Annotated in this window: 1 pseudogene; it reads right to left on the reverse strand. The window is 65.8% G+C overall.

Annotated elements, in window-relative coordinates:
- Nucleotides 1-234 (reverse strand): annotated as a pseudogene (locus AB1471_RS17940) (hypothetical protein); the annotation flags it as partial.

Here is a 234-nt window from a genome sequence, read left to right on the forward strand (position 1 = left end):
CTTGCCGCGGCGCGCCGTAGCGTTCCAATCGATGGCACGGAACGGATCGCCCGTTCCCCATTCGCGCAAGCTCTCGAACTCGGTTCCCATCCCGCGCAGGCGCATCTTGCGCAGGCCGGCTTCGATCAATTTGTTGCGCGCGTGGAGTTTGCCGTACCGCTCCACCGCGGAAAGGTCGGGATAGATGCGCACGCTTACCGGGTCGGCAACGCGCATGCGGCGGCGCAGCAACCT

Source organism: Jeotgalibacillus marinus (genome assembly GCF_040801915.1).
GTDB lineage: Bacteria > Bacillota > Bacilli > Bacillales > Jeotgalibacillaceae > Jeotgalibacillus > Jeotgalibacillus marinus.